At 47.2% G+C, this 24102-nt stretch carries 29 protein-coding genes; 17 read left to right on the top strand and 12 right to left on the bottom strand.

The annotated features are described in order from the left end of the window. The first annotated feature begins 56 nt into the window (after nt 1-56). The 7 genes from ileS (at nt 57) to H0Z19_RS03020 (ending at nt 7046) form a co-directional block, all read left to right on the top strand. Nucleotides 57-3110: an isoleucine--tRNA ligase gene (gene ileS / locus H0Z19_RS03050; protein WP_290723693.1), complete on the top strand. Its 3054-nt coding sequence runs from the start codon at nt 57-59 to the stop codon at nt 3108-3110. A gap of 145 nt (nt 3111-3255) precedes the next feature. Further along, nucleotides 3256-3489, top strand: coding sequence for a NifU family protein (locus H0Z19_RS03045; protein WP_290723691.1), 234 nt, complete (start codon nt 3256-3258; stop codon nt 3487-3489). 1 nt (nt 3490) lies between these two features. Further along, nucleotides 3491-3907, top strand: a complete 417-nt coding sequence (locus tag H0Z19_RS03040) for a hypothetical protein (protein WP_290723690.1) — start codon at nt 3491-3493, stop codon at nt 3905-3907. Beyond that, a complete protein-coding gene (locus H0Z19_RS03035; protein WP_290723688.1) occupies nt 3904-4497 on the top strand; it encodes a VIT1/CCC1 transporter family protein in 594 nt (197 codons plus the stop codon). The genes H0Z19_RS03040 and H0Z19_RS03035 overlap by 4 nt, the downstream gene beginning before the upstream one ends. Nucleotides 4498-4528: 31 nt before the next feature. Next, nucleotides 4529-5014 carry a 3-isopropylmalate dehydratase small subunit gene (locus tag H0Z19_RS03030; protein WP_290723686.1) on the top strand — a complete coding sequence of 162 codons (486 nt, stop codon included), beginning with the start codon at nt 4529-4531 and terminating at the stop codon, nt 5012-5014. Then, the gene (locus tag H0Z19_RS03025) at nt 5011-5991 is read left to right on the top strand and encodes an isocitrate/isopropylmalate family dehydrogenase (protein WP_290723684.1); all 981 of its coding nucleotides are present in this window, start codon (nt 5011-5013) and stop codon (nt 5989-5991) included. Before H0Z19_RS03030 ends, H0Z19_RS03025 begins: the two co-directional genes overlap by 4 nt. 32 nt (nt 5992-6023) lie before the next feature. Continuing rightward, nucleotides 6024-7046: a 4Fe-4S binding protein gene (locus H0Z19_RS03020; protein ID WP_290723682.1), complete on the top strand. Its 1023-nt coding sequence runs from the start codon at nt 6024-6026 to the stop codon at nt 7044-7046. Here H0Z19_RS03020 and H0Z19_RS03015 read toward each other — a convergent pair. Next, nucleotides 7043-7912: an MBL fold metallo-hydrolase gene (locus tag H0Z19_RS03015; protein WP_290723680.1), complete on the bottom strand. Its 870-nt coding sequence runs from the start codon at nt 7910-7912 to the stop codon at nt 7043-7045. The genes H0Z19_RS03020 and H0Z19_RS03015 overlap by 4 nt on opposite strands. A gap of 52 nt (nt 7913-7964) precedes the next feature. Here H0Z19_RS03015 and H0Z19_RS03010 point away from each other — a divergent pair, with 52 nt between their 5' ends. Next, the gene (locus H0Z19_RS03010) at nt 7965-8462 is read left to right on the top strand and encodes a hypothetical protein (RefSeq protein WP_290723678.1); all 498 of its coding nucleotides are present in this window, start codon (nt 7965-7967) and stop codon (nt 8460-8462) included. On the opposite strand, the gene H0Z19_RS03005 is transcribed toward H0Z19_RS03010, so the two are convergent. Continuing rightward, complete coding sequence (locus H0Z19_RS03005; protein ID WP_290723677.1) at nt 8445-9767, bottom strand: AIR synthase-related protein; 1323 nt, start codon at nt 9765-9767, stop codon at nt 8445-8447. The genes H0Z19_RS03010 and H0Z19_RS03005 overlap by 18 nt on opposite strands. 95 nt (nt 9768-9862) lie before the next feature. Between H0Z19_RS03005 and H0Z19_RS03000 the strand changes: the two genes are divergently transcribed. Then, complete coding sequence (locus H0Z19_RS03000; protein WP_290723675.1) at nt 9863-10627, top strand: ABC transporter ATP-binding protein; 765 nt, start codon at nt 9863-9865, stop codon at nt 10625-10627. Next, nucleotides 10597-11694 (top strand): SufD family Fe-S cluster assembly protein, encoded by a 1098-nt coding sequence (locus H0Z19_RS02995; RefSeq protein ID WP_290723673.1) that lies wholly within the window; start codon nt 10597-10599, stop codon nt 11692-11694. Before H0Z19_RS03000 ends, H0Z19_RS02995 begins: the two co-directional genes overlap by 31 nt. A 412-nt stretch (nt 11695-12106) precedes the next feature. Here H0Z19_RS02995 and H0Z19_RS02990 read toward each other — a convergent pair whose 3' ends face one another. Both H0Z19_RS02990 and H0Z19_RS02985 read right to left on the bottom strand, forming a co-directional pair. Beyond that, nucleotides 12107-12499 carry a PIN domain-containing protein gene (locus H0Z19_RS02990; protein WP_290723671.1) on the bottom strand — a complete coding sequence of 131 codons (393 nt, stop codon included), beginning with the start codon at nt 12497-12499 and terminating at the stop codon, nt 12107-12109. After that, nucleotides 12483-12701, bottom strand: coding sequence for an antitoxin family protein (locus H0Z19_RS02985; RefSeq protein ID WP_290723669.1), 219 nt, complete (start codon nt 12699-12701; stop codon nt 12483-12485). Before H0Z19_RS02985 ends, H0Z19_RS02990 begins: the two co-directional genes overlap by 17 nt. A gap of 134 nt (nt 12702-12835) precedes the next feature. Here H0Z19_RS02985 and H0Z19_RS02980 point away from each other — a divergent pair, with 134 nt between their 5' ends. Together H0Z19_RS02980 and H0Z19_RS02975 are read left to right on the top strand one after the other, a co-directional pair. Further along, the gene (locus tag H0Z19_RS02980; protein ID WP_290723667.1) at nt 12836-13957 is read left to right on the top strand and encodes an aminotransferase class I/II-fold pyridoxal phosphate-dependent enzyme; all 1122 of its coding nucleotides are present in this window, start codon (nt 12836-12838) and stop codon (nt 13955-13957) included. Further along, nucleotides 13938-14504, top strand: a complete 567-nt coding sequence (locus H0Z19_RS02975) for an N-acetyltransferase (protein ID WP_290723665.1) — start codon at nt 13938-13940, stop codon at nt 14502-14504. The genes H0Z19_RS02980 and H0Z19_RS02975 overlap by 20 nt, the downstream gene beginning before the upstream one ends. Here H0Z19_RS02975 and H0Z19_RS02970 read toward each other — a convergent pair. Genes H0Z19_RS02970 through H0Z19_RS02960 form a run of 3 tightly spaced genes read right to left on the bottom strand, consistent with a single transcriptional unit; the run spans nt 14501 to nt 17647 of the window. Further along, on the bottom strand, nt 14501-16189 hold the full coding sequence (locus H0Z19_RS02970; protein ID WP_290723663.1) for a long-chain fatty acid--CoA ligase: 1689 nt from the start codon (nt 16187-16189) through the stop codon (nt 14501-14503). The two genes, H0Z19_RS02975 and H0Z19_RS02970, sit on opposite strands and share 4 nt — an antisense overlap. Nucleotides 16190-16229: 40 nt before the next feature. Continuing rightward, nucleotides 16230-17219: a tetratricopeptide repeat protein gene (locus H0Z19_RS02965; RefSeq protein ID WP_290723661.1), complete on the bottom strand. Its 990-nt coding sequence runs from the start codon at nt 17217-17219 to the stop codon at nt 16230-16232. 32 nt (nt 17220-17251) lie between these two features. Then, nucleotides 17252-17647, bottom strand: coding sequence for an Sjogren's syndrome/scleroderma autoantigen 1 family protein (locus tag H0Z19_RS02960; RefSeq protein WP_290723659.1), 396 nt, complete (start codon nt 17645-17647; stop codon nt 17252-17254). A gap of 55 nt (nt 17648-17702) precedes the next feature. Between H0Z19_RS02960 and H0Z19_RS02955 the strand changes: the two genes are divergently transcribed. The 5 genes from H0Z19_RS02955 to H0Z19_RS02935 all read left to right on the top strand — a co-directional run bounded on the left by H0Z19_RS02955 (nt 17703) and on the right by H0Z19_RS02935 (nt 20422). Then, nucleotides 17703-17957: a UPF0147 family protein gene (locus H0Z19_RS02955; RefSeq protein ID WP_290723657.1), complete on the top strand. Its 255-nt coding sequence runs from the start codon at nt 17703-17705 to the stop codon at nt 17955-17957. Beyond that, on the top strand, nt 17950-18501 hold the full coding sequence (locus H0Z19_RS02950; RefSeq protein ID WP_290723655.1) for a diacylglycerol/polyprenol kinase family protein: 552 nt from the start codon (nt 17950-17952) through the stop codon (nt 18499-18501). Before H0Z19_RS02955 ends, H0Z19_RS02950 begins: the two co-directional genes overlap by 8 nt. A 15-nt stretch (nt 18502-18516) precedes the next feature. Beyond that, entirely contained in the window at nt 18517-19275 is a 759-nt protein-coding gene (gene suhB, locus H0Z19_RS02945) for a bifunctional fructose-1,6-bisphosphatase/inositol-1-monophosphatase (RefSeq protein WP_290723653.1), read from the top strand. Beyond that, a complete protein-coding gene (locus tag H0Z19_RS02940; protein ID WP_290723651.1) occupies nt 19272-20012 on the top strand; it encodes an NAD(+)/NADH kinase in 741 nt (246 codons plus the stop codon). The genes suhB and H0Z19_RS02940 overlap by 4 nt, the downstream gene beginning before the upstream one ends. A 275-nt stretch (nt 20013-20287) precedes the next feature. After that, entirely contained in the window at nt 20288-20422 is a 135-nt protein-coding gene (locus tag H0Z19_RS02935; protein WP_290723650.1) for a hypothetical protein, read from the top strand. 76 nt (nt 20423-20498) lie between these two features. On the opposite strand, the gene H0Z19_RS02930 is transcribed toward H0Z19_RS02935, so the two are convergent. From H0Z19_RS02930 to mptA, 5 genes are read right to left on the bottom strand one after another with little or no spacing between them, the layout of a single operon-like run. Then, entirely contained in the window at nt 20499-20819 is a 321-nt protein-coding gene (locus H0Z19_RS02930; RefSeq protein WP_290723649.1) for a Zn-ribbon domain-containing protein, read from the bottom strand. 8 nt (nt 20820-20827) lie between these two features. Next, complete coding sequence (locus tag H0Z19_RS02925) at nt 20828-21175, bottom strand: DUF2073 domain-containing protein (RefSeq protein ID WP_365892275.1); 348 nt, start codon at nt 21173-21175, stop codon at nt 20828-20830. Nucleotides 21176-21180: 5 nt separating this feature from the next. Then, the gene (locus tag H0Z19_RS02920) at nt 21181-21816 is read right to left on the bottom strand and encodes an Era-like GTP-binding protein (RefSeq protein WP_290723647.1); all 636 of its coding nucleotides are present in this window, start codon (nt 21814-21816) and stop codon (nt 21181-21183) included. A 36-nt stretch (nt 21817-21852) separates the two neighbouring features. Continuing rightward, nucleotides 21853-23157, bottom strand: a complete 1305-nt coding sequence (locus H0Z19_RS02915) for a phospholipase D-like domain-containing protein (RefSeq protein WP_290723646.1) — start codon at nt 23155-23157, stop codon at nt 21853-21855. Beyond that, complete coding sequence (mptA, locus tag H0Z19_RS02910; protein WP_290723645.1) at nt 23114-24061, bottom strand: GTP cyclohydrolase MptA; 948 nt, start codon at nt 24059-24061, stop codon at nt 23114-23116. Before mptA ends, H0Z19_RS02915 begins: the two co-directional genes overlap by 44 nt. Between the last annotated feature and the right edge of the window lie 41 nt (nt 24062-24102).

Genomic DNA, 24102 nt, shown 5'->3' with positions numbered 1-24102 from the left:
AAGGGAGTATTAAAGCTTTCAAGTAACTTTTTTAATCTACGAGCAGTTTTGGTTTCATGCTTCCCGCTAAATACTCACCTAAGAATGTGGAATCAGAGATTTTCAAGTTCTGGGAGGATAACGAAATTTACAGGAAGGTTAAAGAGAGGAAAGGGAGGAAATTTTACTTTGTTGACGGTCCTCCTTACACAACAGGCAGAATACATCTCGGTACAGCCTGGAACAAGGTTCTGAAGGACACGATACTGAGATACAAGAGGATGTCAGGTTTCGCCCCAACAGACACGCCCGGCTGGGACATGCATGGTCTGCCAATCGAGGTCAAGGTTGAGCAGGAGCTCGGATTCAGGACGAAGAGGGATATAGAGAGCTTTGGAATCGACAGGTTCATCGAGAAGTGCATGAACTACGCCTTGGCCAATAAAGATGCGATGACCGAGCAGTTCAAGAACCTCGCAGTGTGGATGGACTGGGACAGGCCGTACATGACAATAAAGGCCGAATACATGAATGCAGCGTGGTTTGCGATAAAGAGGGCTTACGAAAGAGGGCTGCTTGAGAGGAAGAAGATGGTTGTCAACTGGTGCTACCGCTGTGAAACAGCACTGGCAGATGCAGAGGTTGAGTACTGGGATGAAGAAGACCCGTCCATTTACGTCAAGTTCCCGGTAAAGGGTGAGAAAGACACCTACATAGTCATCTGGACAACCACCCCGTGGACGCTACCAGCAAACATGGCCGTTGCCGTCCACCCCTCCCTCGAATATGCAAAGTTTAGAGCGGTGAAAAACGGAAGGGTTGAATACCTGATACTAGCAAAAGAGCTTGCCGACTCTGTTCTCGGCAAGGGAGATTACGACGCCTGGGAGGTTGTTGAAACCTACCTTGGTGAGGATTTAGAGGGGCTGGAATACGAGCATCCTCTGGCTGAGGAAGTTCCTATCCAGAAAAACTGGAAGCATCAGGTCTTCTTTGCTGACTTTGTCACGGCAGAGAACACCGGTTGTGTTCACATAGCTCCGGGGCACGGTGTTGAGGACTATGAGCTAGGTGTGGAGAAGGGACTTGAAGTGTTCAATCCGGTTGACGACAGAGGGGTTTACACTGAGGAAGCTGGCAAATATGCTGGAAAGCACGTAAGGGAGGCGAACGATGAAATAATTGACGATTTGTACCGCAAGGACTTGCTGCTTGCTGAAGAGAAGATTGTTCACAGATACGGTCACTGCTGGCGCTGCAAGACGCCGATAATCTACAGAGCCACCGAGCAGTGGTTCATCAGGATTTCGGAGCTGAAGGATGAGATGCTGAGAGAAATAGACAGGGTAAAGTGGATACCGGAGTGGGCGGGAAGTGCGAGGTTCAAGGACTGGGTGAGCAACGCCAAGGACTGGTGCATAAGCAGGCAGCGTTACTGGGGAATCCCGATTCCGGTCTGGATATGCGAGAAATGTGGGGAGATGAAAGTTGTCGGCAGCATTGAGGAAATCGAGTGGGAGAGCGACCTCGACTTACACAGACCGAAGATTGATGAAGTAACCTTCGACTGCAAGTGTGGAGGGAAGATGAGAAGAGTTCCTGATGTCTTTGACGTATGGTTCGACAGCGGAGTTGCGAGCTGGGGCAGCATAGCTTATCCGCTCAGGAAGGAGAGGTTTGAGGGGCTGTGGCCTGCGGACTTCATTACAGAGGGGCATGACCAGACGAGAGGCTGGTTCTACTCCCAGCTTGGCACCTCTGTGGTTTGCTTCGATAGGGCTCCGTACAAGACAGTTCTGATGCACGGCTTCACGCTGGACGAGCAGGGAAGGAAGATGAGCAAGAGCCTCGGCAACGTTGTTGAGCCGGAAGAGGTTGTCAGCCAGATTGGTGTTGACGGTTTCAGGCTTTACGTGCTCTACTCGGCTCCATGGGAAGACCTAAGGTTCAGCTGGGAGGAGGCGAGGAACATAAACAGAATGCTCAACGTCGTGTGGAACGCCATAAGGTTCGCCTACACCTACATGAACCTGGATGATTACAGGTTCGGTGAGAAGGGGGAGTTGAAGATAGAGGACAGATGGATTCTGTCAAAGCTGGAAAGCTTCATAAAGGAGGCAAATGAGGCAATGGAGGAGTATCAGGTTCACAGAGTTGTTAGGGCTTTCTTCGACTTCTTTGTTGAGGAGTTCAGCAGGTGGTACATCCAGATTATTAGGCCGAGAGTCTGGGAGGAGAGAGACTCTCCCTCGAAGATTGCGGCATACTACACCATGTTCAGAGTTATAGACAGGTCTTTGAGGGTTATTGCACCATTCGCGCCCCTCATATCCGAGTGGTTCTACCAGCATGTCGTAAAGAGATTCAGGGACGGAGAGGAGTCTATTTTCATGGAAAGCTATCCTGAGCCTGAAGAGGAGATGATAGACGGAAAGCTTGAGGAGGCTATGGACATCGCGAAGGACATTGTTGAGGCTGCAGCGAATGCGAGGAACAAGGCGAAGAGGAAGCTGAGGTGGCCGTTAAGAGAGCTTGTTGTTGAGACATCAAGCGAAAAAGTCAGGGAAGCAGTGGAAATGCTTGAGGAGATCATTTTGAGCCAGTGCAACGTGAAGAAAATCAGAGTTGTAGACAACTTTGAAAAAGAGATTGAAATAAAGCCGGACTACAAGTACATCGGGCCTTTGCTGAAGGAAAAAGCTGGAGAGTTTGCCAAGTACGTTGCTTCACTGAAGGAAATTCCCGAAAAGCTGGTTTTTGAGGGTGAGGAGCTTGATCCCAAACAGGCACTTCTCGTTGATTACAGGCTGCCTGATGGATACGAGTATGCAGAGTTCCCGGGAGGGGTCGTTTACATCTACAAGGAGCTCGACGATGAGCTAATGAAAGAAGCGTACGCCAGGGAGATTGTAAGGAGAATCCAGGAGATGAGGAAGGAGCTTGATCTGGATGTGGAGGAGTTTATACATACGACTGTGGAGATGGATCCAGAGCTCGTTAAGGGATGGGAGGAATACATAAAGAGCGAGACAAGGTCGGAGGAGCTGATTTTCGGCAATGCTGAAGGATACGTGAAGGAATGGAATGTTGAAGGCAAGAAAGTGAGAATCGGGATAGTGAGGAAATCTTAATTTTTAAATTTTGGTACTTATCATTTAATTCTATATTTTCCACATTACTTGCATTAAAAAATTATAATAATATCTATCCCAAAAATAATGAACCTCACAATGGGAGACCAAAAAACTTATTATTTCTGTCAGGCGAAGAGAGGATATGTCATTAAGAGAGAAAGTCGAAGAAGTTGTCGAAAAAGATATAAGACCGGCTTTGATGAGAGATGGGGGAAATATTGCGGTTGTCGACGTTGATGAGGGTTCTGGAACCGTCAAGGTTCAGCTTCTTGGAGCATGCGGTGGCTGCCCGATGTCAATGATTACACTCACATCCTTCGTCGAAAGGTATCTCAGAACCAAAGTTCCCGAAGTGAAAAAGGTCGTACCAGTCTGATATGATAAAGCTGATTGAGCCACTAAAGAAGCTCATAATAGACGGCCTAGGAGTTAATGGCGAAGAGGTAGAGGAACAGCTTTTCGGTGGATTTTGTGAGTGCGGCGGGGTGATGTACCAGAGATTCTGGTTTACTAGAGATTCAGAGAAAATCCTCGTTTCAGAGTGTGAGAAGTGCTGGAAGCACAAGGCGATGATTTTCAACTCGCACTCTTTTGTATCTCACCAGAACGTTGATGTTCTTGGTAAATACGATTTCATTGAGTTTTTGAAAGAGACACTCGGCAGCAGAGAGTTTGAAGCACTCGTTAAGAAGGCCAAAAATGAGGAATTCAATCCTGTTTCTTACTCAAAGGCTAAAAAATTGCTAATGTTAATGAACCTTGACATCGATGAAATTTTAGACCAAGTTCGATGAAAGACAAAATCAAAAAAATAAGGGAAAGAATCAATCTTTACAGTGAGGTAACAGACCTAACCTCTGTATCCAGGCGGTACTTTATAATAGGTTTTTTTGATGGCGTCCTCACAATTTTAGGCCTCATAATTGGCTCCCACCTCTCCGGTGAGATCTCTGCGAGGTTGATTATAACGGCCGGAGTAGCCACCGCTCTTGCTCTGGGCATTTCGAGTTCTTGGGGAGCGTTTGAGGCTGAGAGGATAGAGCAGAAAATTATGAGGGATCAGAAGGAGAGGGCTTTGCTTGTAAACTCGAAGGAATCAGCGATAGACAGGGCACATCGCTTTGCGGCTTACGTTTCGTCAATCATTCACGGGATAGCCCCGATTATAGGCGCAATACTCCCCATAATCCCCTACGCTTTCATGCCGCTTGAAGAGGCCTTTATAGCTGCCGTGACGATAGGATTCGCGAGCCTTTTTATCCTAGGCGCTGTAATGGGGAGGTCGGCCAAGTTCAACGTGTTCGTGAGCGGTTTCAGAATGTTTCTCGCTGGCGTTCTAACTGCGGTGGTGGTGACACTTCTGAGTCCGAGTCATTTCATCTGAAAGATTTTTTAATTCTGCCCCAACTTAGCTCATGGGAAAAGCCTGGAAGTTCGGAGATGACATTGACACTGATGTCATAATACAGGGAAAGTACCTCGTTATCAACGAACCCGAGGAGCTTGCAAAGCACGTTTTTGAAAATCTGCGCCCTGAGTTTGCCAGAGAGGTTAAGAAAGGAGATTTTGTAGTAGCTGGTGAGAATTTCGGCTGTGGGAGCAGCAGAGAGCACGCACCCTTGGCTTTGAAGGCAACTGGAATTGAAGCGGTGATTGCAAAGTCTTACGCGCGAATTTTCTTCAGAAATGCCATCAACATAGGTCTGAAGGTTCTGGAGTGCAAGGATGTGGACAGAATAGATGACCGCGATGAGCTGGAAGTTGATTACGAGAAAGGTGTGATTTACAACAAGACAAAGGGTGAGGAGTACTCCATAAACCCGCTGCCTGATTTCCTGAAGGAGATTCTCGATAAAGGCGGGCTGGTAGAGTTTGCAAAAAGCCTGAGGGAGAAAGCATGAAGAAAATAGTCGTCATTCCTGGAGACGGGATTGGCAAGGAGGTAATGGAGGCTGCGATGCTCATCCTCGAGAAACTCGACCTCCCATTTGAGTACAGCTACTATGAGGCAGGAGACGAGGCGCTGGAGAAGTACGGCAAAGCCCTCCCCGATGAGACGCTTGAGGCCTGCAAGAAGAGCGATGCGGTTTTGTTCGGGGCTGCTGGAGAGACTGCTGCGGATGTGATAGTCAGGTTGAGGAGAGAGCTTGAAACTTTCGCAAACGTGAGGCCGGCAAAGGCCATTGAGGGCATTGAGTGCCTTTATCCCGGATTGGATATTGTAGTGGTTAGGGAGAACACCGAATGCCTTTACTTGGGCTTCGAGTTTGAGTTTGGAGACGTTACTGAGGCTGTAAGAGTAATCACAAGGAAAGCTTCAGAGAGGATTGCGAGATACGCCTTTGAGCTGGCCAAAAGAGAGGGGAGAAAGAAAGTCACAGCTTTGCACAAGGCAAACGTCATGAAGAGGACCTGCGGCCTTTTCAGGGACGTCTGCAGGGAGGTTGCTAAGGAGTATGGGGACATCGAGTTCAATGACTACTACATCGATGCAGCATGCATGTACCTGGTTATGGACCCCTTCAGGTTCGATGTGATAGTCACAACCAACATGTTCGGCGACATCGTCTCGGATTTGGCTGCTGGACTTGTTGGAGGGCTTGGTTTAGCTCCTTCAGCCAACGTTGGAGAAAAGTCCGCCATTTTTGAACCTGTTCACGGTGCTGCCTTCGACATTGCGGGGAAGGGCATAGCAAACCCCACAGCCATGATTCTCACAGCCTGCATGATGCTGCGCCACTTTGGCTACGTTGAGGAGGCCAAGAAGGTTGAGGCTGCGGTAGAGAAGGCGATTAAGGGAGGAAAGAAAACTCCTGACCTTGGTGGCTACCTTAAAACGCTGGAGTTTGCCAACGAAGTAGCACGCCTTTTGGATTAGATTTAAATAGTAAAACTTGACTAATTTTTTTCATGAGCTACGAAATTTTGATGGCGAGACTTGGGTTTCCAGAATCTGAGAGACTCAGAAAAATTCTGGAATATCTCATGAACGAGGAGGAGGCGAAGGTTGCTGCAGCACTTCCGGGAAGTCCTGAAGAGGTTGCAGAGAAGCTGGGAATGGACGTTGAGAGGGTTAAGGAGATTCTTGAGAATCTCTTTTTCAAGGGGGTTGTTTTTCCGAAGGACTTCCAGAACAGGAACTACTACAGGTTTGCAAAGGATTTAGTTCAGCTTCACGATGCTACCCTCGCTTCCGTCCACATGAAGGACCCTGAGTATGCTAGGATGTGGAAGGAGTTCGGCGAGAAGGAAGCACATGCGAAGATGGGGCAGTTGCTTGCACTGGCTGACTTCAAGGTCTGGAGAGTTATTCCAGCTTACGGAGCGATAAAAGATTTGCCAGATGTTCTTCCGCAGGAGAATATCGTTGAGATGATAAAGGCTCAGGAGAAGATCGCCGTTGTTCCGTGTTCCTGCAGAAACGTTACTTATCTTACAGGAGACGGATGCAAGCGCACGGATGAGATGTCCCTCTGGCACTGCATCCAGTTCGGTAGGGGGGCTGAGTATGTTATCACCAGAGGATCGGGGAAGGAGATTACAGTAAATGAGGCGATAGAGATAATCATGAGGGCCGAGGAGGATGGTTTAGTGCATACATGGCCTAACACGGGCAAAATCGTGGACAGGAGGGTTACTGTTAACTGCAACTGCTGTGATGACTGCTGTGAGTTCTTCCTTTCGGCAAAGTATGGCAATGTGCCTATTGGAAGCATGCTTGAGAAAAGCAGGTACCTCGCATATGTTGATGAGGACATGTGCATAGCCTGTGGTGTTTGCGAGGAGAGGTGCCCCTTCGAAGCTATCACAATCGAAGACGTTGCAAAGGTTGACGAGGAAAAGTGCTTTGGATGCGGCGTGTGTGTTGTGGGGTGTGAGCAGGAGGCTATAAAGCTCAAGGCTGTCAGGCCGCCTGAACACATCCCATCTTAAACCGCCTCAATGTCGTTTAGAGTTCTGCAGGCAATTCTTTCAATTTTTAACTCCTCCAGAAGCTTTTTTGACGGCTTCCCGTGGTAAAAAACAACCTCTTCAGGCTCGCAGTGTTCTATCATCTCCAAGATGCCTTTGTAGTCGAGGTGGTCGCTTATGGTTATCCTCGGCCACTTATAGAATCTCTGGGCGGTGAGCACGTACCCCCCTCCGTAGCGTGGAAGGTTTCTTGGAGAGGCTATGAGTGGCCCGTCTGAGGGTTTCAGACCAACAGCTTTGCAAATCCTCTCAATCTGCTCCTCAGCAGAGAAGCCGAACCCTTCCTCCTGGAGAATTTCTGCAACCCTCTGAGCTTTTCCGATGGGGTAAGCGCCGAAAACGGGCTTCTCAGATGCAATTTTTACGAGCTTATCAATCTCCTCCTCAAAAACATGGGAAGGGTGGCCGTAGGTAGCTTCCGTAACAAGAACACTGCATTTCGGTAGCTTCGAGTAATCCTTAACGTCTCCCGTAACCAGAACGTCATTCTCCTTGAAGTAGAAAGCCGTCGAGCCGTGCATGTGGTACGTCGGGTAGGTTTTTATCCTGACCTTTCCAACTTTCATCCTGCTCCCGACTTCAAAAACAGCACCTGAAAACCTCTTACCTGTGTAGGCCTCAAGTATTGCTGCGGTCTCTTTGCTTGCCACCGCTTTGCTGTTATTCATGTTCCTCTGTCCGTAGTGGTCTGTGTGGGCATGGGTGATGAGGTTTATACCATAATTTGCGGGAGAAGAGTCGATGTGGTAGTGCTGCCCTTCAATGCAGATGGAGAGGTGGGGTCTGCATCCTCTACCGTATTTCCTTCTGTAAAATTCAATCTGCACTTTTTCACATTACAGGCAAGGTTTATAATACCTTTCCACATTCACCAAACAAATGAATCTTGAAGAGTTTGAGAAAGAGGTTAGGGATTTGTTTGACAGCGATCTCGTGGAGAGGGCGAAGAATCTAAAGAAGAGCGGAAACATCTTCAATCCGATATTCTACATCTTCTTCACGAGAATTGTTGAGCTCTCAGCCATTATAAACGACATGATTCTCCCCAACAGGTACGAGCTTGAAGAGCTTTTGAGGACAAGGAAGGACTTCCTGCAAATAGACTACGGCACAATTGGCGAAACAATGAGGAGGGCCTGGCTTTATGAGAGGGAGAGGGGGGTGGAGTTCACCTTCAGCAACAGCGTTGAAGATATGATGTACCTGCTCTACAGGATGGGAAAGCTGCAGGGAAAGCTTGACAGGCTCATAATGAAGTATGCCGAGTGGGAGAAAAACAAGCTTGTGGAACTTTACTTCACAATTTTGAAGGTTCTGCTTGAGCTCGAAGACAGGATTAACAGAGAAATAAAGGAGGAGTCAAACCTGTCCGATTAGCTCCAGCACCTTTCTCTTTTTCTCCACAGCCTTCATGGCAGCTTCATCAACTTTTCTTCTCATCTCTTCGAAGTCTGGAGGCATCTCTTCCCCAACCACCTTTTTCAATGGGGTGTAGGCGGACTCCCTGAATCTCGGCCTGATTTCCCTGACTTTCCCATCTTCGAGTACGAGGGCTCCCTTTTTCCTGCCCTCAACCCATCCTACCTCTTCCACTTTAACTCCCGTCTTTTTTATAGCATTTTTCACAGGCTCTGCCGTTTCCGAATCGCAAATTACCATTAGCGAGTCGATTGAAACGCCCATGAAGTCTATCTCCAGCTCTTCGAGCATTTTAAGAACTCTCGGATTAACGCAGCTCCTTACCTTCTCGTAATCGAAAATTAGGGCTTTGTCCGAAACCTTTGCAATCTCCTCGGCATCACCCCTTATCCCTCCATTCGTCACGTCAGTCATGGAGTGGATTCTCCTGACCAGATCAGCTCTGAAAACCGCTTTTACAGCTTTAATGAAGTCCAGGTTTATTGTCTCCTCAACTACCTCGTGCATGCCGTAGTAGATGGCAGTCGTCGCTACAGTCCCTCCTCCAGCCCCTTCTGTGAGCAGAATAACGTCTCCATCCCTGGCATTTTTTCGTGGGGTGATGTGTTTTGAAACTCCAACGCAACCAACACCGCCGGTCATTCTTTCCCCTATTACCATGTCACCGCCTATTCTGAGCGTGCTCCCGCTAACCAGCGGAACGTTGGTGGCTTCGCAGACCGCAGTTATTCCTGCGATGTGGTCAAATATCTTGCTCACATCTCCATCATCAGCAACGTGTATGTCTGAGAAAACCGCAACCGGCTCTGCACCCATTACAAGGACGTCTCTCATTGCCGCCCTTGTGACATGAAAGCCGGCGATGAAGGGAAACTCACTCAACCTTGAATGGATGCCGTCTATGGCTACGGAAATGTAGATGTCTCCGAACTTTACCACGCCAGCATCGTCAAGGTCTTTCGATGATACAACGGCTCCGGAGTTTCCAATCACTTCCGCAATTTTCTCGTGAACGTAAAAGTCACCTCTCCCCCTCGACCCGACTCCAAATTCACCCATCGTCACTCCTGATTTGTAGTAGTCGAGAAGCCAGTTGCTCTTGCTGTAGGCGTTCTTTACTTCTACGATGACCGCTTCGGCCCAGCGCTTTGCCTTTTCAAAACTCCAGCTTTTAATCTCGGCTATTCTTTCAGCTAAAAGAGCTTTAACCTCATCTTCACTCATTCTTTTAAGCATTCTTCTCGCGTAGCCCTCAATGTCCATCACATGAATTTTTCTTGAGTGCTAATAAAGGTGACTGATTTCAGCTCAGCTAAAAATCACGAAATATTAAATAGCTTAGGGAATTTTGAATCGCTATGGGTGTGCTCAGAGTCGTTAACCTCGGAGTGAAGGTTGGTGAAAGGAAGATACTCAAGAATGTTAATCTCTTCATAAAAGAAGGGGAGACCTTCGTCCTCTTCGGCCCAAACGGTTCAGGTAAATCAACACTTCTCAACGCCCTCATCGGAAACCCGTCGTACAAGGTTACGAGTGGGCGGATAATGTTCAAGAAGATAGACGTCACGAATCTGCCAACCAACGATAGGGTCAAACTTGGAATGGGTATCGCTTTTCAGAACCCACCTAAAATAAGCGGTGTAAAGCTGATAGACGTGCTGAGGTACTGTGCCAGAGTAGGTGGTTACGGGGAGGACAAGATAATGGAGCTCGCTGAAGCCATGAAAATGACTGACCACCTCTACAGGGAGATAAACGTTGGTTTTTCGGGTGGAGAGGTGAAGAGGTCGGAGCTTTTGCAGCTCATGCTGATGAATCCTGATCTGGTTTTGCTCGATGAGCCGGACAGCGGTGTTGATTTAGAAAACGTTGCTCTCATTGGTGAGGCAATAAGGAAAATTCTTGAGAGAGATAAGAGTGAGGAAGAGAGGACGAAGTCAGGGGTAATAATAACGCATCAGGGGCACATTCTCGATTATGTGGATGCTGATTATGCTGCAATACTCTACAACGGCAGGATCGCATGTATTGGTGAACCGAGGGATATTTTGAATCAGATAAGAAACCACGGGTATGAGGGGTGTTTGGCGAAATGTCTGAGGAATATGGAGAACTCGGAGTAGATAAGGAAAGGCTGAAAGAAGTTGGGATTGAACTCGACAGCTCAAAGAGGTCAGGAACATTTCTGCTGGAAGACCAGGATGCAAAGACCTTCGCGTCCTTCTTTGAAGGAGTGGAAGTGATGAGCATAAAGCAGGCTATGGAAAAGTACGACTGGGTTAAGGACTATTTCTGGAAGATTTTGAAGAAAGATCAGGATGAATATACAAAGATGGCCGATTCTGAAGACGTTAACGGATACTTCATCCGCTCTCTGCCTGGAGCAAAGGTTGAGATACCGGTGGAAGCCTGCCTTTACCTCAAAAAGGTTGGAAAGCAGAGGGTTCACAACATAGTTATTGCTGAAGAGGGTTCGGAGCTGAACATAATATCTGGCTGCACCTCTCATCCCGGCGTTGCTGGAATGCACATTGGCATATCGGAGTTTTTCGTCAAGAAGAATGCAAAGCTTTCTTTCACAATGATACACAGCTGGGACACAACGATAGAGGTTAGACCAAGGACGGCCATAAAGGTTGAGGAGGGTGGGACATTCATAAGCAACTATATTCTCCTAAACCCCGTAAAGCTCGTCCAGACCTATCCAACGGCCTACGTGGAGAAGGACGCCACAGCGATATTTAACAGTGTAATTGTTGCTCTTGAGGGCAGCGTTATCGATTCCGGATCAAGGGCTGTTTTAATGGGTGAGAACAGCAGGGCAGAGATAATTTCGAGGACAATAAGCAAGGGAGGGAAGATTATTGCGAGGGGTCACATCGTCGGTGATGCTCCTGAGGTGAAGGGGCACCTTGAGTGCAAGGGGTTGATGCTGTCCGAAAACGGACTGATTGACGCCATTCCAGAACTTGAGGCGAGATATCCAAATGTAGAGCTCAGCCACGAGGCGGCAATCGGGAAGATAGCAGAGGAGGAAATTTTCTACCTGATGTCGAGAGGCCTGAGTAGGGATGAGGCGGTTTCGGCGATAGTCAGGGGCTTCATGGAGATAGAGATAAAAGGCCTGCCTGAAGCGCTTCAGGAGGCCATAAGAAGGACGATAGAGATGGCAGAGAAGGATTTGCTGTAGTCAGAGAGTACAGCCGTCATCATCGCAAAGCTCAGGTTCTGCCAGATTCATCATCCATTTTATTTAGGTCGTTAAGGTTAAAATTTTTCTCATTTCGGAGTGCTAACTTAAACGTGTACAAAGAAAAATAGGATGGCTCAAAACGAGCAATTTTTCATATGGTGAGCGTGAAGCCCACCATAGCCCAGCACGTCCCCAAGTCAGACACGCTTGTGGAATTCTGTCCCCTACTTTACTTTCTTTTATGGCTGGGAAAATGGGTCTCTAAGCATTCTAGTCTACTCTCTCCAGAAATTTAATAACTCTTCTGTGAAGTTTAACACCAAACATTCACCAAAAATCGCACCCAATACCGAGCTGTAAACCTCAGCCATTTATTAAATACAAAATTAGGCTCAGCCTACCAACTCAGCTAAGCCTCCACAACCTCTAAAAAATCAACCCTTTTGAAATCCTCATCGAAGGTTGCAATCCTCTTTATCCCGTGATATTTGCATGTCGCAGCTATCAAGGCGTCGTTGGGCAAGAGGTCGTAACTACCAAAAACATCAAGAAATTCTGATAGCGGTAGTTTATCTACAACGACGATATCCAGACCTTCAATAACTGTTTTTACCATTTCAACAATTTTCGAATTAGTTTCTTTAGTTAGTCTCTTCAAAACAAAGAGAGTTTCCTCCACAACTGTCACGGAGGTTATAAATTCTTCTTCAATGTATTTCTCCACAATTGCCCTGGCTTTACCCGTAAAGTCAGTCTCAACTATCAAATTCACAATAAAATTGGTATCAAAGAATATTCCCATATTTTCTCAGCCTCAGCTCTTTTATCTTCTCTATAGATGGACTTTCATCGAGTTTTATTGGCTCCCATCTCCTAAGAAAACTCTCTCTTTTCGTTTTTCGGTCTTCAATTCTTATCCTCACTCTCTCCCCTTCCTTAAGCTCAACCTTCTCCAAAGGTTTGAAAACACCATCCTCGTAAATAGCCTCAATTATTTTAGGCATGCTAAATTCTTGCACTTGAGATTAAAAATAGATTTCGTCAAGTGGTTGAGCAGTAAGTATCGCTCAAGTTTTGAATTTCTCAACCCAACAAATTAAAACTAACACTTTTAAATAGCTCCTCTAAATCACCAACGATGAGAGAAGCTAATCGTCTATCCCAGATTTCGACCTCCATGATTCGTAGGATGTTCGAAATAGTTGAGAGGGCAAAAAAGGAGGGAAAAGAGATAATAAGCCTTACCATTGGTGAGCCGGATTTTGACACTCCTCCAGAGGTTGTAGAGAGAGCCTGCAGGGCAATGAATGCAGGTTTCACTCACTATACTTCAAACTTCGGCCTGGAGGAGCTTCGAGAGGCGATTGCGGAGAGGTACGGTGTGGATGCAGGTCAGGTGATGGTCACCGCCGGTGGTAGTGAGGCACTGATAAACGCCTCGCTGGCATTCATCGAGGAGGGGAGCAAGGTCATTATTCCTACTCCGAACTTCCTCAGCTACTTTACCTACGGCAAAATGTGTGGTGGCAAAATTGTTCAGGTCAAAACTCACGATAACGGCTTTTTACCCGATGTTGACAAGCTTAACGAAGTCGTTGACAGAGATGTGAGTGTCATTTTCCTCAACTACCCCAACAACCCGACTGGGGCTGTGATTAGGGAGAAGGAGTTAAAAGCAATCGTCGAAATTGCAAGAGACAACGGAGCGGTAGTCGTGAGTGACGAGATCTACGACCAGATTTACTACGACGTCAAGCCGACATCACTTGCGGGTGAGGAGAACGTGGTCTGCGTGAATGGCTTTTCCAAATCTCTTGCTATGACCGGGTGGAGGATAGGCTTCACCATAGCTGATGAAAGCTTGCTCGATCCAATGCTGAAGGTTCATCAAGTAAATGGAGTTTGTGCCCCAGCCTTCGCCCAGAAGGCTGTTGCGGATGTTTTTGCTGAAAGTCTTTTCGACTCAATCGTCTCAAGGATGGTCGGGGAGTTCAGGCGTCGCAGAGATTTCCTTTATGCCGAGCTGAGCAAAATATACGATGTAGTGAGGCCGGAGGGAGCGTTCTACATGTTCGTGAATGTGGGAGAGGACTGCATGAAGTACGCTGAAAGGCTGGTCGAGATGGGAGTTGCCGTCACACCCGGCCTGCCTTTCGGTGATTACAACGAAACCTACGTCAGAATCAGCTATGCAAACTCAATGGAGAACCTCCAGAAGGCCGTTGAGACAATAAAGGACTATGAGAGTCAGAAAGCTTGAAAAAGAGGATGCAAGAGATGCTGTAAGGTTGCTAGTCCTCGCATTCAGCAGAGAGCTGAACGGCATATTTGGTGATACCGAGTTGGCGAGAGAGCTGTTTTTCAAGTTCTTTTCCAAGCATACGGAAGAATGTCTTGTGGCCGAGAGTGAGAGAATCGTTGGATTTGCATCCTACTCTTTCAGGCAAAGGCTACCCGTTTCAGATTTTTTAAGGAAAGAGCTCGGATTCGTGAAGGGTGTTAAAGCATCTCTGCTCATCCGCTACCTCTGCCCGAAGCCAAAAAAAGGAAAGGCTGTGATAAACTTCATAGCTGTCTCACCGCTCAGAAGGAACAGCGGAGTGGGTTCGCTGCTGCTCGAAAAAATCATTGAAAGTGTGAGGGAGGGTGGTGGGAAGGAGATTGAATGCTACGTTTCCGTCGACAACGATGAGGGGATAGGTCTTTTGACAAAATTCGGCTTCGAGATTGTGAAAATGCTGGACAACAGGTTTGCCGAAAAAAATTTTGGGGCAAAGCAGTGGTATTTGATGCGTTTACAGCTTTAACTCCTCCTCCTCATTTCCTCCTCTCTCAGCAACCTCCTCAGCACCTTACCTACAAGCGATTTCGGAAGTTCATCCCTGAACTCCACAACCCTTGGAACCTTGTATGAAGCTAACCTTTCCTTGCAGAACTTTATGATGTCCTCTTCCGTGACCTTCCCTTTCCATTCTGGCTTCAGCTCTATAAACGCCTTAACCGTCTCCCCCCTGTAAGGATCAGGAACGCCAACAACCGCTGCCTCAGCCACTGCCGGATGCTCATACAACACTTCCTCAATTTCCCTCGGGTAGATGTTGTATCCGCCCGCAATTATCATGTCCTTCTTCCTGTCAACGATGTAGAAGTACCCGTCCTCGTCTATTTTTGCCATGTCCCCTGTCAGCAACCAGCCATTGATCAGAGTCTTCTCAGTTTCCTCCCTGCGATTCCAGTAGCCTTTCATCACCTGCGGACCTCTGATCACGAGTTCTCCAACTTCTCTAGGCGGGAGGATGTTGCCGTCATCATCGATGACAACTGCAATGGTGTCTGGATAAGGCACGCCTATGCTACCCTCTTTGTTTAGGCCATATATCGGGTTACAGTGTGTTATGGGCGAAGCCTCACTCAGTCCGTAGCCTTCTGTGATCCTCTTCCCTGTCAGCTCCTCCCACCTCCTCTTCACCTCTATGGGTAGCGGAGCAGCACCACTCGTGCACACTCTTAAAGAGCTCAAATCGTAGCCGTTTTGCTCGATAAGCTTCAGCATTCCGATGTACATTGTTGGAACAGCAGAGAGAGTTGTAACCCTGAAAGTCTGAATCGCCTGAAGAACCATCGGGTAGTTTCTTGGATCAGGCATAGGGATGATTGTAGCTCCGACGAGTATTCCGACATTCATCATCGTCATTCCGTAGCTGTGGAAAACGGGAAGCATGCCAATCCCAACATCAGCGGATGAAGCTTTGGGATCCCAGTTCGCTGCCTGATAGGCGTTGGCGACAATGTTGAAGTGTGTGAGCATTACACCCTTGGGAAAGCCCGTCGTTCCTCCAGTGTACTGCAGCATCGCGACATCCTCTTTCGGATTAATTTCCACTCTCCTGTCCGTTTTCTCAGCTTCCATGATGTTTTTCCATGAGTAAAGGCCTTTTCTCTTTTCAGGAGGATCAGGCATTGCTGCACCAACCATAAAATCCTGAAGGCTGCAAGTAATTACTGCTTCAAGAGTACCATCGTCGAGTAGAGGGGAGACATTGGAGTACATCATGTCCATGCAGAACATCACCTTCGCCCCACTGTCCTCTGCGAGGAACTTCATCTCTCTCTGAGTATAGAGAGGATTGCACTGCACTATTATTCCTCCAACCTTCAGAATCCCTGCCATTATCGGTGCAGCGTGAGGTGTGTTGGGCAGAGCGAACATCACCCTATCATTCTTCTCGACGCCCAGGTTGAGGAGAAATGCTGCAACCTTGTCCGAAGCATCTTTTGCTTGCTTGTACGTAATCTGATTTCCGAAAAATATGGTTCCAACCTTGTCCCCGTACTTTTCAGCAGCAATTTCGAGAATTCTGTAAGCGGGCATCACGGGGTAATCGAGCTTATCCCTAACACCCTCATCGTAATGCTTTACCCATATCCTGTTTATTCCACTGCCGTCAGTCTCTCGTATATTTTGCCCCTCAATACCAAGTATTCCACTCATGATACGAAAAAATTGTGATTAACTTAAAAATTTTGCGAAATTAATCATCTAATTTCTGCTTCTGCTTATAATCATTATACTTTTCAAAAGCTTCTCTCGCCCTCGCATCATCTCCGAGATACTGGTAGGCTTCTCCAACATGCTTCCACCACGCCGGATCATTCTCCGCTTCATTCTCACAGTACGCGGCAAACTTCAGCATCGCCTCTCTTGCCTTCTCGGAATCGCCAAGCTTCTCGTAGATCTTCGCCACATCCTCCCAGAACACACCTTCTTCCTCAGCCTCTTTAAGATAGTATTCGAGGGCTTTCTGCCAAGCCCTCTTCGCATTCTCGGAATCGCCAATTTCTTCGTAAAGCTTGGCCACATCCTCCCAGAACCACGGCTCATCCTCAGCGTACTTTTCAAGGCATTCAGCAGCCCTCCTCATTTTCCCAGCCTTTTTGTAGAACTCGTAAGCTTCCTTCCAGTAGTACGCATCACCCTGCTGTGCAGCAAGCTCCTCGTAAATTTCCGCAGCCTTCGAGAACTGCTCGGCCTTTTCGTAACACCAAGCAGCAGATTCTTTCATTCCGGTTTTCAGGTAGCATTCAGCAGCCTTCTCGAATTTTCCTGCTTCCTCATACTTTCTGGCTGCAGCCCTATACCTTCCAGCTTTTTCGAGAGCACTTGCACTTCTCAGCCTCTCGTAGATGCTCAAATCCGGCTCCGAAATCCACCACAGAGCGAAGGCGAACGTAAGAATGTATGCGGCGGTTATATAGGCGACGTGCATTGGCTTATCCCAAGTGTAGCACTGATAAATAGCGTATAGAGAGGCCAGCAAAGACAGCAGTGAGGGCAGAGCGTACTTCGATTTTGCATATACCAGAATTGCAAGCATTACAGCCGAAATTGCAGCAATTCCTAGGAAGAGGAGGAACAAAATCAGTCTGAGAAGGAACAGCGGTGAAAAGAAGTATGCTATTCCTGCTGCGATGGCAACAAGCACCGCTACAAAAACTATGGCAATGGCAGTCAACCTGTCCATGAAATGTGTAGGTATTGCGAATAAAATATTTTCTATTCCTTTATTTTTTTCAGCACATCAACGAGCCTCTCAAGCGACTCTGAAAGCACCTTTATCTCTTCAACACTTCTTGATTCAGCAATCATGTCGCAGACTTTCGAAATTGCCCTTTCAATCTTTTTGGATAGTCCCAAATAATCTGCCTCAGGTTTGGCCTTCTCCAAAGCAGTTTCGTCATGTGCGGTTTCAGATTCGGCCTGAACCTCAGAATTCTCGTTTTCTCCTTCTATTATAACTTCCCTGCCGCATGAGGGGCAGAAAACCTTCCCATCCTTCTCAAATAGGGGCATCTTACATTCTGGACAGCTATATGCAAGCATTTTGGCTCCTTTGTAAAGAAGCTCTGCCGCACTTTCAATCCCATTTTCCGAAATTTTTTTATCACCCACGAGTTCCATTTGATTCCGAACTATTAAAATTTTCCAGTTTTGTGAGGTGAGGCGGATGGCGAAGAAAGAGCTTGATGAGGTTCTGGAAACGCTTGATAGAATAATCCACGACGAGACTGTGCCAAGAAACGTGAGGAAAGTTGCAAGCGAGATTAAAGAAAAGCTCACTACGACAGATGAGGTCTCGCTGGAGGCTGCATCAGCCATATCGGTTCTTGAGGACATCTCTGCAGACCCGAATCTGCCAATGCACGTCAGAACGATGATATGGAACCTTACAAGTCAGTTAGAGAGGATATCCGTTGAGTGAGCTTAAAAGAGAACTTCTTCGAAAATCAATCCATTTTTCCGGAATCACTTACATTCTGGCCTATCTTTATTTAGGAAGAGAGCTTTTGATTGTCGGAGTGGCTATAACTTTGCTCTTTGCACTCATTTTTGAATTCTTTCGCTTGAAGTACAACCTGCTTTCCGGGATTGTGAGGGAACATGAGAAAGCCAGGATAGGGGCTTACATATATTTCGGTGTAGCGATTCTCCTTATCACACTACTCTTCCCAATGGAAGCTGCGTTTTCCGCAGTCCTTGTTACACTCCTTGGAGACGGTTTGGGCGGTGTAGTGAAGAGGCTGCCTGTAAGGAGGGCGGGCGAAATTGCCACGCTATTGATGATTGTTGTTCCTTTTTTAGCTTCTTTGCCGCTTCTCTCGCCAGCGCCCTCATTTATAGCATGTGTTTCGGCAGCGATCGTGGAGAGAGTAGAAAAAATAGGGGATTATTACCTTGAGGACAATTTCACGGTTCCCTTAACTGCGGCTTTCGTTTACCACTCAGTAAATTACATATTGCCCTAAACCCAACCAGTCCTCATGGACGAAAGGGATGCGCTGAAAATTTCGAGGGAGATAGCAGTGGAGGTGAGGAAGACCATAGCTGCAATGCCCCTCAAGGAAAGAGCTAAGGATGTTGGGATGGGTAAGGATGGAACTCCAACCAAGGCCGCTGACAGAGTGGCGGAAGAGGTTGCGCTGAAGGTGCTTGAAAGGGAGAAAGTTACAGTCGTTACAGAGGAATCGGGGGTGGTTGGTGAGGGAGATATCTTTGTTGCTCTCGACCCTCTTGATGGAACCTTCAACGCAACGAGGGGGGTGCCAGTGTACTCAGTAAGCCTCTGCTTTTCCGAATCCGAGAAGCTGGAAAACGCATTTTTTGGCTACGTTTACAACCTCGCTACTGGAGATGAGTACTATGCGGACTCAACCGGAGCCTACAGAAACGGGGAGAAGATTAAGGTAAGTGATGAGAACTCGCTCTACTGCAACGCCATAATCTACTATCCTAATAAAAATTACCCCTTTAAGAGGATGAGGATTTTTGGCAGTGCTGCAACTGAGCTCTGCTTCTTTGCCGATGGCTCCTTTGATTGCTTTATTGATATTCGTCCTGGGGGGATGTTGAGAATATACGACGCTGCGGCTGGAGTTTTCATCGCTGAAAGAGCTGGAGGGAAGGTCACTGAGCAGGACGGGAGCAGCCTGAGGAATAAAAAATTTGATATGCAGGAAAGGCTGAACATCGTTGCTGCGAATGAGAAACTGCACGGAAAGCTCCTGGAGCTGGTTCGATGAAGGCTGCAATAGTTTACAAGACTGATGAAATCCTCAGCAGAGTTGAGAGAGTTCTTGAAAACCTGAACATTTCGTTTGGGTCGTTCAGCTCACCCTCCGAAGAGCTTGAAAATTACGACTTTATAGTCAGCATCGGGGGAGATGGAACGATTTTGCGAATTTTGCAGAAGATAAGAACCTGCCCACCAATTTTCGGGATAAATACAGGCAGGATTGGGTTGTTAACCCACTCAACACCAGAAAATTTTGAGGAAATACTTAAGAAGGCGGTGAAGGACTTCGAAATCGAGGAGTTCCCTAGAATTGAATGTGAGAACCTTCTTGCCCTAAACGAGTTTGCCATTCTGAGCAAGCAGCCAGGAAAGTTGATGGACGTCACGATAAAACTTGATGGGGCGGAAATTGACAGGCTGAGGTGTGATGGCATCGTCGTTGCAACCCAGATCGGCTCTACCGGCTACGCATTCTCTGCAGGAGGACCTGTTGTTGACCCATACATCGACTGCATGATAATCGTCCCCATTGCACCCTTCAGATTTGGATGGAAGCCCTTTGTTATTGATATGAACAGGAAGGTTGAAATAAGTGTTGAAAGCGCTTTGCTGATTGCAGATGGGCAGAAGAGTGTTGAAGTTTCCGGTGATGTTGAGATCCGCAGGTCGGAGCATCCGGCAGTCTTTTTCAAGAAAGAATTTAGGGTTTCAGAAATGTTTAGACGGGTCAAATTTATCGAATAATCCACGACACGAATGGTCTAATTGAAATCAAGAGACATTTGACATTTCAAGTCAAGCAGTATCTTTTTTAACCATTCCTCTTAAACCAGATGTCTTCTGCCGAGTGAAAATATTAATTACTCTCCTGATTATATACTAATGTCTCCGATCGGGGAAGAGGCTGAGGTGGCAGTGCCGACGATGAAGCTTCTCTGCGAGCTCGGGGACACACCATGTCGATAGGTCCCCTCAGGAGTGAGGCGAAAGCCTTACGATGATTGTGGGGCAACCCGGACATGGGACAGCCCCCAGAGGTCAGCCACTCTGAGGCGGCAGAGCCTGCGATGAAGGGTGGTGTTACTCTGGGGGCAGATTTTGACACTACTACCGTGATGCTGGTTTTTGGCGTATCATTAAAACAGGTACTGTAATCTTTTGCATGTTAGCATTCCAATTTTTGGAAAATCAGAGTAGTCTCGAGTATGATTCTCGAAGCTAAAAACTTCTCTACTTCTTAGCCCTTTTTTTCAACAAAGAAGGAAGATGGATAACGTATCTCCCATCCTCCTGTAAGGCGATAACGATTCCTTCACCCTGCAAAAGCCTCTCTATGTTAATCTCGTACTTTCCGGGAGAAATGATGCGAACCGTCTCTATCCCCATCTCCGTAAGCTCTTTTCTTATTTCCTCCTCGACTTTCTCTGGCTCCTTGGGCTTCTTCTCATCAGGGACATAGAGGAACTTGTTGTTCCCACACTCACATCCCTGAAGTAACCGCATGTCGCCTGTTGGGTAGAGCTTTCCGCATTTGGTGCATCTGTGAGCCATGGAAACCCCTAAACCTGGACGAGAGCTTTGATTACATCAGCCTGCTTTTCGAGAGTCTTGAGCCTGTTTGCAGGGCCTATAACCGTCAGCCTACCTTTGGGCTTTCCGAAGAGTTTTGAAAACACACTCCTTTCCTTAACCGGGTACGATTCCACCTCAATGCCTATGAAGTTCTCATGGTCTATCTCCAGCATCGTCATTTCGATTAACTTAGCCTCCTCCTCAGGAGTAAGGCCAGTTTCAAGAACAACAATCTTCCCCTCCTTGACGTTGTCCAGAATCATCCTCAGCTTCTCCATAGAGGGCATCTTTTCGAGCATTTCCTTTGAAATCAGGTGCATCTGCACTCCTTCCATTTCCATCACCCGAACCTCTCGGCCATTGCCTTATAAAGCGAATCTATGTTGATGCCCTTCAAAGCCGAAATCGGCACGACGGGGTGCTGTGGAAACGCGGACTTTATTCTTGCCGGAGAGGCGTTTGGCAGGTCTATTTTGTTAGCAACTATCAGCAGGGGGAGGTTTCTCGCCTCCATGTTGCCTACTATGGTTACGTTCACCTGTGTGAATGGGTCTTCGGTGGCGTCCATGACAAGCAAAACCCCGTCAAGGTCGTCAAGCCACTTTATTGCCTCAATAACACCCTCAGTCGCCTCCTTAGCTCTTCTCTTTGCCTCTTCCTCATCCATGCCGTACTTCAGGAATTCGTGGAAGTCAATCTTCGTCGCAAGTCCGGGAGTGTCAACTATGTCAATCGTGAGAGACTTTCCGTCAACTTCTATTTTCACACCCTCTCTGAGCTTGGCCCTCCTCGTCTCGTGTGGCACATCGCTCGGAGAACCGATTACGTCTCCAGTCCAGTCCCTGAGAATTCTGTTTGCAAGGGTTGTTTTGCCGGCATTTGGAGGGCCGTAAATACCTATTCTCATCTTGTCCTTCTTGAAGAATAGCTTCAGAATGAATCCGAATCTCTTTCTTATGGCAAGCATCAATCCCATTCAGACACCTCACTTTATTTTCCACATAGGTGATAATTAAAACTTATCCTTCATTCTCCTGAAAACTGCAACCGAGGCAAGAAAGGCTGCAAGAGTTAGCAAGATATCCAAGGGTGATACAGCCCTGCTTTCAAATTCATCAACAACAGCATCAGCAGCCTTGGGGCTGTCAATAATCACTCCCACCTCTCTGTTAAGCTTAAGTCCGTGCATGTTCATGTTTGCAGAGGTTATCAGAAGCTTTTCATCCGCTACCACGGCCTTTCCGTGGAGCCTTTCCACGAGTTCCACCTCAACACCCTCCTCCCTGAGAGTTTCCACAGCCTCTTTTGAGGCATACTTGGCATCCAGCACCACCTTTACCTTCGCTCCATTTTGCTTCGCTTTTCTGATGGCCTCAAGGAGACCGCCATCTTTGTACCACTTGAAGTCAATGTAAGGAGCTATGATGTAGAGCCTCTGCCTGGCTGAGGAGATGAATTCAAGGACAGGGTTGCAGTCCGGCAAAATGAAGACGGTTACGGGAGCTTTAAAGGTCAAAACTTTACCGCCAGCACCATTTCTGTAAACCCACTCGGAGCACGATTTTGAGACGTTCATTGAGTATTTTAGGTCGTTTTCGAGCAGTTGTAACAGCATCTTTGACACATTGTGGTTCTCAAAAACTACGATAAAGCCCTTTTTGCTGAACTGCCAGTTTTCCGTCGTGATTACAACACTGTTGTTCTTCACCGCAAACTTGTAGTGAAAGTTTCTGTAGGAGGGTGAAGATAGGAAAACTGTGTTCGTCTCAAACTCTCTACATGGTTTGTTTGGTCTTGCATCAACAAAAAGCGTTGCGGGGTTGAAGGGTGCATGGAAGGTGTATGAGGCTACAATCCATCCACCATCGAGGTAGAAATCGGAGGGAGTTATGATCAGCTTTCCCTCAACGACTTCTGTAAGGCAGGAAAAGTTGCTCCAGTCCTCATACCGAAAATCCCATCCGGATGGTGTTTTGTAGTAAATTACCCCCTCATCGAGGAAGTCGACATCTTTGCCGTAGTAAAAGCAGTCTTTTCCGTCAGCATCTTCAACACACACTTCCTCTCCTCTGTTTGAGAGGGCCATTTTTGGAGAAAATTGAATGTCCGCCTTGTAGCCAAACCTCTCTTCAAAATAGCTCAGATTCTTTGTCGCTATTTGCGTTCCAGCTTCAGCATTAACCCATCCATTAGAATCTCTGAGCAGGCAGCTTGAGTTGCAGTGGAACTTCACGTATTCTGCTTCATCGAGTCCGTAGGGGTTGGGATACACCTCAATTAGAGTTGCTGCGAGAAGCATCAGAAGAGCCAATTTCATTCCTCAACTCCTCGAACGTGGCAAACCTCTCCGCCACGACATTGTGCTGGTGGATGCTCTCCTCGTTCTCCTGCCGCAGAAATGCCAGTATGTCTCCCGGAGCGTCAGGGAAGGCTTTCAGCAGCTCCATCGCCATATATCTGACTCCATCCTCAACAAACCTCGTGTTCCGGTGTGCTGCTTCAACAACAGCAAGCTCATCCTCTCTTTTGAGAATCTCGTAAGTTTCGTAGCTCATGGATGACTTAGCGACCTCAATGAGCTTTGATATGGGAACCTTGAAGCTGTCAGTAACCTGAACCTTTAGCGTCGCCCTCCCACGCTGGTTGTGCGTTGCAACAGGAATTGCATCGAGTATTTTCTGAATTGTCTCCTCATCGAACCCCATTTTTGCCAGTCTCTCTGCTGAGCTTGCTTTGACAAGTTCCTGGGCACATGGGCAGGCTGTTATTCCAGTAACCTCAACTCCCACCATTACAATTTTGTTCCCATCCCTGCTCAGTGTCGCCTCGCCGAAAATTTTCACCACTTCCTGCGTTCTCTGTCCCGTTCTTGGTGTTCTCTTTCTCATTATGAGCTCTGAATTCATCCTCGCCTCCGCTTTTGTGGCATACTCGTGCCTTGCCAGAAGGTGTTTTGCTATTTCAACAACTAAATCCTCGATGTTCTCTATAGGTTTTGCTGTCAGTGCCTCAATAACTTCATCTATAACCTCAAAATTTCTGCTGAGATTGACACCTTTAAGATGAGCGGGTAAGTCAACGAAAACGTCAAAGGCTGAGATTAAAATAATTGGCCTCTTCCCCTCTCTCTGAACCTCCACGAGCTTTTTGATGCCTGTGGCACCAACTCTGCTCAGGCCTATGGGAATTTCAGGCTTCAGAAGCTGGACATCCGGAAGCATGGAGTCAGTTTGCTGGCAGATTAATAACTGTTGTCGATTTG

The sequence above is a fragment of the Archaeoglobus sp. genome, assembly GCF_017656475.1.
In the GTDB taxonomy this organism is placed as follows: Archaea; Halobacteriota; Archaeoglobi; order Archaeoglobales; family Archaeoglobaceae; genus Archaeoglobus.
Note: the sequence above shows the minus strand (reverse complement) of the source record. Positions and strands in the feature narration are given on the sequence as shown.